The sequence below is a fragment of the Streptomyces qaidamensis genome (assembly GCF_001611795.1).
Lineage (GTDB): Bacteria > Actinomycetota > Actinomycetes > Streptomycetales > Streptomycetaceae > Streptomyces > Streptomyces qaidamensis.
In genome coordinates this window covers 2,352,451-2,365,863 of sequence record NZ_CP015098.1, presented here as the reverse complement: position 1 = coordinate 2,365,863, position 13,413 = coordinate 2,352,451, and the positions used below count along the sequence as shown (strand labels likewise).

General features: G+C 69.9%; 9 protein-coding genes. 1 reads left to right on the top strand and 8 read right to left on the bottom strand.

Annotation, left to right across the window (positions count from 1 at the left end; translation table 11 throughout):
- Positions 1 to 67: 67 nt before the first annotated feature.
- The 8 genes from A4E84_RS10370 to A4E84_RS10335 all read right to left on the bottom strand — a co-directional run bounded on the left by A4E84_RS10370 (position 68) and on the right by A4E84_RS10335 (position 10,488).
- Positions 68 to 784, bottom strand: coding sequence for an ABC transporter ATP-binding protein (locus A4E84_RS10370; RefSeq protein ID WP_062926275.1), 717 nt, complete (start codon positions 782 to 784; stop codon positions 68 to 70).
- A complete protein-coding gene (locus tag A4E84_RS10365; RefSeq protein ID WP_062926274.1) occupies positions 781 to 1,668 on the bottom strand; it encodes an ABC transporter ATP-binding protein in 888 nt (295 codons plus the stop codon). Before A4E84_RS10365 ends, A4E84_RS10370 begins: the two co-directional genes overlap by 4 nt.
- A gap of 5 nt (positions 1,669 to 1,673) precedes the next feature.
- A complete protein-coding gene (locus A4E84_RS10360) occupies positions 1,674 to 3,488 on the bottom strand; it encodes a branched-chain amino acid ABC transporter permease (protein ID WP_062926273.1) in 1,815 nt (604 codons plus the stop codon).
- A 4-nt stretch (positions 3,489 to 3,492) separates the two neighbouring features.
- Positions 3,493 to 4,422 carry a branched-chain amino acid ABC transporter permease gene (locus A4E84_RS10355; protein ID WP_062926272.1) on the bottom strand — a complete coding sequence of 310 codons (930 nt, stop codon included), beginning with the start codon at positions 4,420 to 4,422 and terminating at the stop codon, positions 3,493 to 3,495.
- 140 nt (positions 4,423 to 4,562) lie between these two features.
- Positions 4,563 to 5,792 (bottom strand): branched-chain amino acid ABC transporter substrate-binding protein, encoded by a 1,230-nt coding sequence (locus A4E84_RS10350; protein WP_062926271.1) that lies wholly within the window; start codon positions 5,790 to 5,792, stop codon positions 4,563 to 4,565.
- Positions 5,793 to 6,671: 879 nt separating this feature from the next.
- The gene (locus tag A4E84_RS10345) at positions 6,672 to 7,544 is read right to left on the bottom strand and encodes a trypsin-like serine protease (RefSeq protein WP_062926270.1); all 873 of its coding nucleotides are present in this window, start codon (positions 7,542 to 7,544) and stop codon (positions 6,672 to 6,674) included.
- A gap of 119 nt (positions 7,545 to 7,663) precedes the next feature.
- Positions 7,664 to 8,152, bottom strand: a complete 489-nt coding sequence (locus A4E84_RS10340; protein ID WP_033310619.1) for a PaaI family thioesterase — start codon at positions 8,150 to 8,152, stop codon at positions 7,664 to 7,666.
- Positions 8,153 to 8,208: 56 nt separating this feature from the next.
- The gene (locus A4E84_RS10335) at positions 8,209 to 10,488 is read right to left on the bottom strand and encodes an FdhF/YdeP family oxidoreductase (protein ID WP_062926269.1); all 2,280 of its coding nucleotides are present in this window, start codon (positions 10,486 to 10,488) and stop codon (positions 8,209 to 8,211) included.
- Between the two features lie 186 nt (positions 10,489 to 10,674).
- Here A4E84_RS10335 and polA point away from each other — a divergent pair, with 186 nt between their 5' ends.
- A complete protein-coding gene (polA, locus tag A4E84_RS10330) occupies positions 10,675 to 13,401 on the top strand; it encodes a DNA polymerase I (RefSeq protein WP_062926268.1) in 2,727 nt (908 codons plus the stop codon).
- The last annotated feature ends 12 nt before the right edge of the window (positions 13,402 to 13,413 follow it).

Below are 13,413 nucleotides of genomic sequence, written 5' to 3'. Positions count from 1 at the left end.
GACGCGAGAGGCCCGCTCCCCTTCTGGACCGAAGGGGAGCGGGCCTCTCGGCGTACTGGCCGGGACGTCAGTCCTCGCCCAGGTACGCCTTGCGTACCGATTCGTCGTGGAGCAGGTCCTGCCCGGTGCCGGAGAGGACGATGTTGCCGACCTCCATGACGTGTCCCTGGTCCGCCAGGGACAGCGCGGCCTGGGCGTTCTGTTCGACGAGGAGGATCGTCGTGCCCTGGGACTTCAGCTCCGAGATCGTCGCCATGATCTTCTGCATCATGATCGGGGAGAGGCCCATGGAGGGCTCGTCGAGCATGAGGAGCTTGGGCTGGGACATGAGGGCGCGGCCCATGGCGAGCATCTGCTGTTCGCCGCCCGAGAGGGTTCCCGCGGCCTGCTTGCGGCGTTCCCCGAGGATGGGGAAGAGGTCGTAGGCGCGCTGGATGTCCTTCTCGATGCCTTCTTTGTCCTTGCGGAGGAACGCTCCGAGCTGGAGGTTCTCCGCGATGGTGAGGCGCGGGAAGATGTGGCGGCCTTCGGGGGAGTGGGCCAGGCCGAGGGAGACGATCTTGTGGGCGGGGACCCCGTTCAGGGGCTTGCCGTCGAAGAGGATCTTCCCGGACGTCGGCTTCAGCAGGCCCGACAGCGTGCGCAGGGTGGTGGTCTTGCCGGCGCCGTTGGTGCCGATGAGGGTGACGACCTGGCCGGCGTCGACACTGAAGGAGATGCCCTTGACGGCTTCGATCTTGCCGTAGGAGACCCGGAGGTCCTCGACTTCGAGGAGTGCGGTCACTTGGCTTCTCCCTTGGTGCTGCTGGTGGTGCTGGTCGCGTCGGCGGCGGCTTCGGCGGCCTCGACCTCGGCGGCCTCGACCTCGGCGGCTTCGGCCTCGCCGGGGGCGCCTTCGAACGGCTCTCCGAGGTACGCGGCGATGACGCGCTCGTCGGCCTGGACGACGTCGGAGGTGCCCTCGACGAGTTTCTCGCCCTGGACGAGGACGGCGACGCGGTCGGAGAGGTTGAAGACGAAGCGCATGTCGTGCTCGATGAGCAGGACGGCCATGCCCTTGTCGCGGATGGCGAAGACGAGTTCTTCGGTGGCCCGCGTCTCCTGGGGGTTCATGCCGGCGGTGGGCTCGTCGAGGAGGAGCAGGCGGGGCTCGGAGGCCATGGCGCGTGCGATTTCGAGCTTGCGCTGTTCGCCGTAGGGGAGGTTGCGGGCGAGGTGGTCGCGCTTGTGGGCGAGGCCGATGAACTCGAGGAGTTCCATGGCGCGTTCTTCGCTGTGGCGTTCGGCCTTCTTGAAGCCGGGGCCGCGCAGGAGGGCGGACCAGAGGCCTTCCTTGGTCCGGGTGTGGCGTCCGACGAGCACGTTTTCCAGGACCGTCATGTTGGCGAACAGGCGGATGTTCTGGAAGGTGCGGGCGATGCCGGCCTGGGTGACCAGGTGGGGCTTGGGCGGGAGGACGGTGCCCTTGTAGGAGACGGTGCCCTCGGTGGGGACGTAGAGGCCGGTCAGGCAGTTGAAGAAGGTGGTCTTGCCGGCGCCGTTGGGGCCGATGAGTCCGACGATCTCGCCTGCGTTGACGGTGAAGTCGACGGAGCGTACGGCGGTGAGGCCGCCGAAGCGCATCGTGACGCCGCGTGCTTCGAGTACAGGTGTGGGCTGTGTAGTCATCGTGGTTACGCCCCCGCCTTGGTGACGGCCGGTTCGTCGGTCAGCGTGGTTTGTTTGGGTACGTCGAGTTGGCCGGTCTCGTGGAATTCGAGCTGGCGCCGGCGGTTGGCGATGATGCCTTCGGGGCGGAAGCGCATCAGGAGGACGAGCGCGACGCCGAAGGCGAGGAGCGACTTCTCCTGGAGGAAGACGAGCTTCTCGGGGAGGAGGTAGAGCAGGGCTGCGCCGAGGAGGGGTCCTGCGACTGTGCCCATGCCGCCGAGGACGACCGCGGCCAGGAGGAACGCGGAGTTGGGCGGGGTGGAGCCGGCGAACTGGTAGGGCGTGGGGACGACGCTGTAAGTGACGTGGGCGCTGACGGTGCCGGCGAGGCCGGCGAGGGCGGCGCCGAGGGCGAAGGCGACGAGCTTGACGCGGAAGCCGTTGATGCCCATGGCGGTGGCGGCGGTTTCGTCCTCGCGGATGGCGATCCAGGAGCGGCCGATGCGGGAGTCCGCTGCACGCGTGTAGACCAGGACGACGATGGCCATGATGAGGACCATCAGCAGGTAGTAGTTGGCAAACCGGCCGAGGGTGAAGCCGCCGATGTCGTGCGACTGGCCGAAGTTGAATCCGAGGAGATTCAGGTCGGGGATGGAGGGGATGCCGTTGGGGCCGTTGGTGACGTCGGGTCCGGACTGGCCGTCCATGTTGTTGACGGCGATGCGGAAGATCTCACCGAAGCCCAGCGTCACGATCGCCAGGTAGTCGCCGCGCAGGCGCAGGGTCGGGGCGCCGATGAGGACGCCGAAGACCAGCGAGGCGGCGGCGCCGGCCAGGGCGGAGGCCCAGAAGGGCAGGTGGACGCCGGAGATGGTGGAGAACTCGGAGCCGGAGACGAGGGCGGCGGTGTAGGCGCCGACGCCGAGGAAGGCGACGTATCCGAGGTCGAGGAGTCCGGCGAGGCCGACGACGATGTTGAGGCCGAGGGCGACGGTCCCGAAGATCAGGATGTTGACGCCGATGTTGGCGTAGTGGTCGTCGGTCTGGGTGAAGGGGAAGGCGATGGCCGCGGCGAAGCCCATGGCGAGGGTGAAGCTGCGGTTGCCGGCGACGAGTGCGGAGAAGCGGTCGAGGAGGCCTGCGGTGTGCAGGGCCCAGACTGCGAAGGTGACGACGAAGAGGTAGCCGACGAAGAGTTCGCCGTACTCGGTGTCGATGCCGTAGGTGAAGACGCCGAGGCCGATGATGGTGACCACGGTGATGACGGCCCGCTGGATCCAGGGCGCGGTGGCCTGGGGGGCGGGGATGCGCTCGGGCTTGGCGAGGTAGGCCTTGATGGCTTCCTTGGTGCCGTCGGTGCCGGTGCGCTCCTGGGGGAGGGCGAAGGCGCCGATGACGGGCAGCAGGGAGGCTACGGCCGCGATCCAGCCGCCGGGTTCGAGGTTGACGACGCCGCCGAGTTCGGTGCTGATGGCGATGACGGTGAACCAGGTGACGGCGAAGCCGCCGAGGGCGGTGAGGGCGAGCGGTGCGTTGTTGCGGGCGGGCAGCAGCCAGCCGAGTCCGCGGACGCCGTAGGAGGCGAGGGCGAACAGGGCGGTGAGGACGCCGGCGGTGAAGGTCAGCCACTGCAGGCCGCCGGGGTAGCCGTTGATGGTGAGCTTGCCGGGGAATTCGGCGGTCCAGGTCCAGGCGAGGAACGTGGAGGCGGCGGTGGCGATGCCGCCGGCGAGCAGGAGGCCGCGGGCGGCCGCGGTGGGCAGCGGGATGAGACCGCGCAGTGCGGGCGTCGGGGTGGGGGCGGCGCCCGGCGTCGGGGTCTTGGTCGTCTCGGTCATGTGATCACGCCCTGTCCGCGACGCGCTCGCCGAGCAGGCCCTGTGGCCTGAAGAGGAGCACGAGGATGAGGAGGCAGAAGGCCCAGACGTTGGCCCAGCTCTGGCCGCCGAGCTGCTGCATGCCCGGGATCTCGTCGATGTAGGCGGAGGCGAGGGTTTCGGCGACGCCGAGGACGACGCCGCCGAGCATGGCGCCGTAGATGTTGCCGATGCCGCCGAGGACGGCCGCGGTGAAGGCCTTGAGGCCCATCAGGAAGCCCATGCGGTAGTCGACGTTGCCGTACTTGAGTCCGTAGGCGACGGCGGCGACGGCGGCGAAGAAGCCGCCGATGGCGAAGGCGATGACGATGATGCGGTTGGTGTCGATGCCCATCAGCTGCGCCGTGTCGGGGTCCTGCGCGGTGGCCTGCATGGCGCGGCCGGTGCGGCTGCGGCGCACGAAGAAGGCGAGGGCGGCCATGCAGAGGACGGCGGCGAGGATGAGGAAGATGTCGGCGTCCTTGATGGTGACGGAGCCGATGTCATGGGTGGCGTCGAGGCCGGGGAAGGCGCGGGCGCGGTCGGCGCCGGGGTAGAAGTTGCGCACGACCTCCTGAAGGGCCAGGGAGAGGCCGATGGCGGTGATGAGCGGTGCCAGGCGTGGTGCTCCGCGCAGTGGTCGGTAGGCGAACCGTTCCGCTCCGACGGCTATGAGGATGGCGACGATGGCTCCGCCGAGGAGCATGAGGGGTACGGCGAGGGCCATCGAGGTGCCGTCGGGGAGGATGTAGAAGTAGACCGTGAGGGCGCCGAAGGCCCCGGTCATGAAGATCTCGCCATGCGCGAAGTTGATGAGCTGGACGATGCCGTACACCATCGTGTAGCCGATGGCGATCAGCCCGTACATCGAGCCGAGAAGCAGCCCGTTGGCCAGCTGCTGCGGCAGGGTGTTCACCGCGTGGCCTCCATGTCGCTGGTGGTCGTGTGCACTGGATGCGTGCGTGGTCGCGTGCTGTGTGGGGGTGTGAAAACGGGCCGCGCGGTCGGGGTCCTCCTTCCGCGCGGCCCGGGGTGAGGCTTGCTGGGGGGCTGGTACTACTGCAGGTCGGCGGTGCCGGTCTCGACGGCCTTCCAGGCGCCCTTCTCGACCTGGTACACCGTCAGCTGCTTGTTGGTGGTGTCGCCGTACTCGTCGAAGGCGATCTTGCCGGTGAGGCCTTCGAAGTCGGCCTTCTGGACACCGTCGACGACCTTGGAGCGCAGGTCGTTGATGTCGGTGGGCACCTTGCCGCCGTTGGCGTCGGCCGCGGCCTTGACGGCCTTGATGATGGCGGTGGTGGCGTCGTAGGCGTAGGCACCGTAGGCGCCGTAGTCACCCTTGTAGCCCTTGTCCTTGTACGTCTGGATGAACGTCTTGGCGGCGGGCAGGGTGTCGGCGGGGACGCCGATGGCGGTGGCGAGGTCGCCCTCGGAGGACTTGCCGGCGGCCTCGATGTAGGTGGTGGCGAACATGCCGTCACCGCCGAACAGCGGGATCTTGACGCCGGCGTCCTTGAGCTGCTTGGTGATCAGCGCGGACTCGTCGTACTGGCCGCCGTAGTACAGCAGGTCGGCACCGGAGTTCTTGATCTTGGTGACGAGGGAGCCGAAGTCCTTGTCGCCGGTGTTGACGTGGTCGGTCCCGACGACCTTGCCGCCGAGCTTCTTGTACTGCTCGTTGAAGATCTTCGCGAGACCGGCGCCGTAGGTCTGCTTGTCGTCGACGACGAAGGCCTTCTTCTTCTTGAGGCCGTTGTACGCGTAGCCGGCCGCGAAGCTGCCCTGCAGTTCGTCGGTGGTGGCGGTGCGGAAGTACGTCTTGAACGGGCGCTTCTTGTCCGACTGCCAGTTCTTGCCCTGGGTCAGCTCGGGGGCCGTGTTCGCGGGGGAGATCTGGACCATGTTGGCCGAGGCGAACACCTGCTGCATCGTCTGGGCGACGCCGGAGTTCAGCGGGCCGACCGCGCCGACGGCGGTCTTGTCGCCGACGATGTTGGTGGCGTTGGTCTGGCCGGTGGCGGGCTGCGCCTTGTCGTCCAGGGCCTTGAGCTTGAACTTCACGCCCGGGACCCAGTTGTTCTTGTTGGCGTCGTCGATGGCTATCTGGGCGCCGTACTGGATGCCGAGGCCGGTGGTGGAGTTCTCACCGGAGAGGGGGGCGTCGACGCCGATGGTCAGCGTGGTGCCGCTCCCGTTGTCTCCGCCCTTGTCACCGCTGTCGTCTCGGGAGCCGCAGGCGGTGAGAGTCAGAGCTCCGGTCGTGAGAACGGAGGTAAGAATCACCAAGGAACGCTGTCGCACAATCAGTCCTTTCACAGGCAGGCCCCGCCCTGGTCGGGGGGTGAGTGCCGCGCTGGTACCGAACTCCCGATGGAGGCGGTGACTGGCGGTGACTCTAAGCCCGGGGTAAGGGCATGGGCAGCGGCGTGGGCTGGCTTGTGACTTTCTTGTTATGACGTGGTGGATGCCCGGTCTCGGCGGCGGGCCCTCTCGACGGGTTTGGTGGATTTTCGCCGAGGTCCGCATTCTGAGAACCCGCACTTCCGGTTGGCCGTGGCTGAGATCGTGCGGTGGTCCCGCCGCCTGCGGCCGGAAGAGATCGGAAAGGTCCCGGGCCGTGGGCGCGGCCGGAGATGAATCTGTGGCGTTGTATTGCGTGCGCGTTACGGAGCGTTACGTCGAGAAAAGGGGCGGGCGGCGGCCCCGGGGGAGTGCCGGGAATTGGAATCGGTGATTTCCGGGTGGTGCCGCGGGGGCGTGACGGCCGGTGCGGTCGGTGATCCCGGCCGGGGGGCGGCGGTCTTCAGCGGTCGCGGCGAACCGGAACTTGCCCGGGTCTCAGGGCAGTTGAGGGGGCCGGGGAGGCCGGGTGGTGGCGGCCGGTGACGTGGGCGGGGTATGGGGTGAGGCCGGTGCCGTGCCGCGGCCCCGGCGGGGGCTCGCGCGCCAACTCTGTTGTCCGGCGGCCGGGTTGGCCGGTTCGGCGCGGTCGGCGCCCCGCTGCTCCCGCTGGTCGCGGGATGCGGCGGGGCCGTCGGCCGCGCCGCCGTGCGGCCGGTGGTGCGGATCTCGGCGTCACGGATGACGGCGTCACGGATGACGGCGTCACGGATGACGGCGTCATGGATGACGCCGTCACGGATCACCGGCTCACGGCGTCACGGGTCACGGCAGCTTCACGAACGGCGAGAGGAAGGCGCGGGCGCCGGGTGTGTCCAGGCGGTACGTCACGTTGGTCGCGTAGCAGGGGGTGTCGCCCGTGATGGTGGTGGCGGCAAGGATGCTTCTGCCGCCGATGGTGGCGAAGTTGGGGCCGCCCGAGTCGCCGTAGCAGGCGCCTCCGTTGCCCTGGGGCGCGGTCATCGCGAGCCGGGCCCAGGAGTCGTTGAGGGCGTTGAAGGTGACGGGTGCCTTCATGCGGACCCCGCCGCCGGGGTGGGTCTGGCCGCCGGGGCCGTTGACGGCCTCCTGGGTGCCGTACCCGGCGACGAGCCAGTCGGTGTCGTTCAGGCCCTGCGGTCCGAGCCTGCCGAGCTGGTTTGCGGTGGGCAGGGTCGCCAGGGTGAAGCTCCAGCGGGCCTTGACCTCGGCGGCGGGCAGCTGGACCACCGCGATGTCGTGGGTGTCGGAGGCGGGCCCCGGGTAGTCCGGGTGCGAGTGGGCCGTGCCCGGGACGGCGACGGCGGCGGCCTGTGCGGCCGGGTCGCCGGGGTACTTCTTCGCGGCCGCGTCGAGCCCGGCCTGCACGTCCTGGTCGAGGGACACGTAGAACCGCACGTTGTCCGGCCAGTCGGTGGTGCAGTGCGCCGCGGTCAGGAAGGTGTCCGGGTCGATCATGGTGCCGGAGCAGACCCAGTCGGCCCGGTCGGGGGTGGCGGGATCGCCGTCGTCGTCCCAGGTGGCCACGAGCGCGCCGACCTCGGTGCGTTCGGGGGCGGGTGCGGCGTTGTAGGAGTTGATGGCGGAGGACGGCAGCGCGGTGGCGAGCACGGTGGCGCAGGCCGCCGCGGTGACGGCGAGGACGCGTACGGAGGTCAAGAGAAACCCTTCTGCGGGTGGGACGGGTCTTCTCCTGTGGGGGGAGCGCCAGTGAAATGCCCGCGGGGCGGTCGCGACAAGAGCGCGCCCGCCCCTCCAGGGTTTTCCCTCTGTCCGGATCAGCCCGCGGAGCGGATGAGCTCCTCGTCGCCCGGCCGCACGTCGCGCAGCATGCAGGTCAGCCGGGCGGTGCAGACCCGCTTGTCGTTCTCGTCGGTGATCACGATCTCGTAGGTGGCCGTCGAACGTCCCCGGTGCACGGGCGTGGCCACGCCGGTGACCAGCCCGGAGCGCGCCCCGCGGTGGTGGGTGCAGTTCAGGTCGACGCCCACGGCGATCTTGGAGCTGCCGCCGTGCAGCATCGATCCGATCGAGCCGAGGGTCTCGGCCAGCACCGCGGAGGCCCCGCCGTGCAGCAGACCGTAGGGCTGGGTGTTGCCCTCCACCGGCATCGTGCCGACGACCCGGTCGGCCGACGCCTCGGAGATCTGGACGCCCATCCGGTTGCCGAGGTGGCCCGCGGAGAACAGGGCCAGGAGGTCCACGCCGAGCGCGGCGTACTCGTCGATGACCTCTTGCGGGAACTTCACATGCTGTTGCTCACCCATCGGGCCCGGCTCCGTTCGTCCTCGTCACTCGGCTGCCTGTGTCACTGAGCAAACGCTCAGTCGGTCGCCGATTGTTCCAGACGCACCACGACGGACTTACTGGCCGGGGTGTTACTGGTGTCCGCGGTGGCGTCCAGCGGCACCAGCACGTTGGTCTCCGGGTAGTACGCGGCGGCGCAGCCCCGGGCCGTCGGGTAGTGCACGACCCGGAAACCGGGCGCCCTGCGCTCCACGCCGTCCTTCCACTCGCTGACCAGGTCGACGTAGACGCCGTCCGCCAGCTTCAGGGCCCGCGCGTCCTCGGGGTGCACCAGCACCACCCGGCGGCCGTTGCGGATGCCCCGGTAGCGGTCGTCGAGGCCGTAGATCGTGGTGTTGTACTGGTCGTGCGAGCGCAGCGTCTGCAGCAGCAGGCGGCCCTCGGGCAGCCTCGGGTACTCCACCGGCGCGGCCGTGAAGTTGGCCTTGCCGGTGGCGGTGGGGAAGCGCCGCTCGTCGCGCGGGGCGTGGGGGAGCGCGAAGCCGCCGGGGCGCGCCACGCGCGCGTTGAAGTCCTCGAAACCCGGGATCACACGCGCGATGCGGTCGCGGATCGTCGCGTAGTCCTTCTCGAACTCCTCCCACGGTGTGCGGCTGTTCTCGCCCAGCACGCGGCGGGCCAGGCGGCTGACGATGGCCGGTTCCGACAGCAGGTGCCGGCTCGCGGGCTCCAGGCGGCCCCGGGAGGCGTGCACCATGCCCATCGAGTCCTCGACCGTCACGAACTGCTCGCCGCCGCCCTGCAGATCGCGCTCGGTACGCCCGAGCGTCGGGAGGATCAGGGCACGCGCGCCCGTGACCGCGTGCGAGCGGTTCAGCTTCGTCGACACGTGCACGGTCAGCCGGGCGCGGCGCATGGCCGCCTCGGTGACGTCCGTGTCGGGGGACGCCGAGACGAAGTTGCCGCCCATGGCGAAGAAGACCTTCGCCTCGCCGTCGCGCAGGGCGCGGATGGCGCGGACGACGTCATAGCCGTGCTCGCGCGGGGGCGCGAAGCCGAACTCCTTCTCCAAGGCGTCCAGGAACGCCGGGGCGGGCCTCTCGAAGATGCCCATCGTGCGGTCGCCCTGCACGTTCGAATGCCCGCGCACCGGGCACACGCCCGCACCCGGGCGGCCGATGTTGCCGCGCAGCAGCAGGAAGTTGACGACTTCCCTGATCGTGGGCACGGAGTGCTTGTGCTGGGTGAGGCCCATCGCCCAGCACACGATGGTGCGTTTCGAGGCCAGGACCATACGGAGGGCCTTGTCGATGTCCTCCTGGGCCAGGCCGGTCGCCGTGAGCGTCTCGTCCCGGTCGGCGGCGCGGGCGGCCTCGGCGAACTCCTCGTAGCCGTGCGTGTGCTCGCGCACGAACGCCTCGTCGACCGCGCCGTCCGTCTGAAGGATCAGCTTGTTCAGCAGGCGGAACAGGGCCTGGTCGCCGCCGATGCGGATCTGCAGGAACAGGTCGGTGAGCGCGGCGCCCTTGACCATGCCCTGCGGGGTCTGCGGGTTCTTGAAGCGCTCCAGGCCCGCCTCGGGAAGCGGGTTGACGCTGATGATCTTCGCGCCGTTGTCCTTCGCCTTCTCCAGCGCGGACAGCATGCGCGGGTGGTTCGTCCCCGGGTTCTGCCCGGCGACGATGATCAGGTCGGCCTGGTAGAGGTCTTCCAGCAGGACACTGCCCTTGCCGATGCCGATCGTCTCCGACAGGGCCGAGCCGGACGACTCGTGGCACATGTTCGAGCAGTCGGGGAGGTTGTTCGTGCCGAACTCGCGGGCGAACAGCTGGTAGAGGAACGCTGCCTCGTTGCTCGTGCGGCCGGACGTGTAGAAGACGGCCTCGTCCGGGGAGGCGAGCGCGGCGATCTCCTCACCGATGATGTCGAAGGCGCGCTCCCAGGTGACCGGCTCGTAGTGCGTACCCCCCTCGGGGAGGTACATGGGGTGGGTCAGCCGGCCCTGCTGGCCCAGCCAGTAGCCGCTGCGGCCGGCCAGGTCGGCGACCGGGTGCGCGGCGAAGAACTCGGGCGTGACCCGGCGCAGGGTGGCCTCCTCGGCCACGGCCTTCGCGCCGTTCTCGCAGAACTCCGCCTTGTGCCGGTGCTCCGGCTCGGGCCAGGCGCAGCCCGGGCAGTCGAAGCCGTCCTTCTGGTTCACGCTCAGCAGTGTCAGCGCGGTGCGCTTCACTCCCATCTGCTGCTGGGCGATCCGCAGCGTGTGCCCGATGGCCGGGAGCCCCGCGGCCGCGCGCTTCGGCCCGGCGACCTGCGGCGCGTCCTGAACCGGATCGCTCTTGGGCGGCTTCGACGCCATCGCACACTCTCCTTCGACTGCGCTGTGAGGTACGTCTCCGATCCTCGCACGCTGTGGTGACAGCGGTTGCGGTCGGGCCTGGAGACGCCGAGGGCGGGGTGAGCGGGGTCCCCCGGGGGGTGCGCCCGAGCCCGGCACCCGCGGGGGCGGGGCCGACTGTCAGTGGGGCGTGGCAGGATCGGGGGCGTGGCAGAGACAGCATCGAAGACGACCGACCAGACCTCCGGCGGCAGCCGGCCGCGACTGATGCTCATGGACGGGCACTCGCTGGCCTACCGTGCGTTCTTCGCGCTGCCCGCGGAGAACTTCACCACCGCGACGGGCCAGCCGACGAACGCGATCTACGGCTTCGCGTCGATGCTCGCCAACACGCTGCGCGACGAGGCGCCCACGCACTTCGCGGTCGCCTTCGACGTCTCCCGCAAGACCTGGCGGTCCCAGGAGTTCACGGAGTACAAGGCGAACCGCTCCAAGACCCCCGACGAGTTCAAGGGCCAGGTCGAGCTGATCGGTGAGCTTCTGGACGCGATGGGCGTCGCCCGCTTCGCGGTGGACGGCTTCGAGGCCGACGACGTCATCGCCACGCTCGCCACCCAGGCCGAGGCCGAGGGTTTCGAGGTACTGATCGTCACCGGCGACCGCGACTCGTTCCAGCTGGTCAGCGAGCACACCACGGTGCTGTACCCGACCAAGGGCGTCTCCGAGCTGACCCGCTTCACCCCGGAGAAGGTATTCGAGAAGTACGCGTTGACGCCCGCGCAGTACCCCGACTTCGCGGCCCTGCGCGGTGACCCCTCCGACAACCTCCCCGGCATCCCCGGCGTCGGCGAGAAGACCGCCGCGAAGTGGATCAACCAGTTCGGCTCCTTCGCCGAGCTCGTCGAGCGCGTCGACGAGGTCAAGGGCAAGGCCGGCCAGAACCTCCGCGACCATCTGGAATCCGTCAAGCTCAACCGCCGGCTCACCGAGCTGGAGCGCCGCGTGGAGCTCCCCAAGGGCGTCACCGAGCTGGAGCGCGCGGCCTACGACCGCAAGGCCGTCGCGATGATCCTGGACACCCTGGAGATCAGGAACCCCTCGCTGCGCGAGCGGCTCTTCGCCGTCGACCCCGGCGCCGAGGAGGCGGAGACCACCCCGGTCAGCACCGAGGGCGTACAGGTGGACGGCACGGTGCTCTCCACCGGCGAGCTGCCCGCCTGGCTCACCGAGCACGGCACCCGGCCCCTCGGCATCGCCACGGTCGACACCTGGGCGCTCGGCACCGGCTCGGTCGCCGAGGTCGCCCTCGCCGCACCAGGCGGCCCCGCCGCCTGGTTCGACCCCTCCCAGCTGGACGAGGCCGACGAGAGGGCCTTCGCGGCCTGGCTCGCCGACGCCGCCCGGCCCAAGGTCCTCCACAACGCCAAGGGCGCCATGCGCGTCTTCGCCGAGCACGGCTGGAGCGTCGAGGGCGTGAGCATGGACACCGCGCTCGCCGCCTACCTGGTCAAGCCCGGCCGCCGCTCCTTCGACCTGGACGCGCTGTCCCTGGAGTACCTGCACCGCGAGCTGACCCCGGCCGCCGCGGCCGACGGCCAGCTCGCCTTCGGCGCGGACGACGCCGCCGCGGCCGAGGCCCTGATGATCCAGGCCCGGGCCGTCCTCGACCTGGGCCAGGCCTTCGAGAGCCGGCTGGAGGAGGTCGGCGCCGCCGACCTGCTGCGCGACATGGAGCTGCCCACGTCCGCGCTGCTCGCCCGCATGGAGCGGCACGGCATCGCGGCCGACCGGCCCCACCTGGAGGCCATGGAGCAGATGTTCGCCGGCGCCGTCCAGCAGGCGGTCAAGGAGGCCCATGCCGCGGCCGGGCACGAGTTCAACCTGGGCTCGCCCAAGCAGCTCCAGGAGGTCCTCTTCGGCGAGCTGGCCCTGCCCAAGACCAAGCGGACGAAGACCGGCTACACCACGGACGCCGACGCCCTCGCCTGGCTCGCCACGCAGACGGACAACGAGCTGCCGGTGATCATGCTCCGCCACCGCGAGCAGGCCAAGCTCCGCGTCACCGTCGAGGGCCTGATCAAGACGATCGCAGCGGACGGCCGCATCCACACGACGTTCAACCAGACCGTCGCCGCCACCGGCCGCCTGTCCTCCACGGACCCCAACCTCCAGAACATCCCGGTCCGCACCGACGAGGGCCGGGCGATCCGCCGCGGTTTCGTCGTCGGCGAGGGCTTCGAGTCGCTGATGACGGCCGACTACAGCCAGATCGAGCTGCGTGTGATGGCGCACCTCTCCGAGGACGAGGGCCTGATCGAGGCGTTCACCTCCGGCGAGGACCTGCACACCACGGCCGCCTCTCAGGTCTTCGCGGTGGAGCCGACCGCGGTCGACGCCGAGATGCGCCGCAAGATCAAGGCCATGTCGTACGGCCTGGCCTACGGGCTCTCGGCCTTCGGCCTGTCCCAGCAGCTGAACATCGAGGCGGCGGAGGCCCGCGCCCTGATGGACGCGTACTTCGAGCGGTTCGGCGGCGTACGGGACTATCTGCGCCGGGCGGTCGACGAGGCCCGGGCCACGGGTTACACGGCGACGCTCTTCGGGCGCCGCCGCTACCTCCCCGACCTCAACAGCGACAACCGCCAGCGCCGCGAGGCCGCCGAGCGGATGGCCCTGAACGCGCCGATCCAGGGCACCGCGGCCGACATCGTCAAGATCGCCATGCTCAAGGTCGACGACGCCCTGAAGGAAGCCGGCCTGGCCTCCCGCATGCTCCTCCAGGTCCACGACGAAATCGTGCTGGAGATCGCCCCCGGGGAGCGGGCCGTCGCCGAGGAACTGGTCCGCCGCGAGATGGCGAACGCCGTCCACCTCCGCGTCCCCCTGGGCGTCTCGGTGGGCGCGGGCCCGGACTGGGAGTCGGCGGCGCACTAGCCCGCGGGCGGA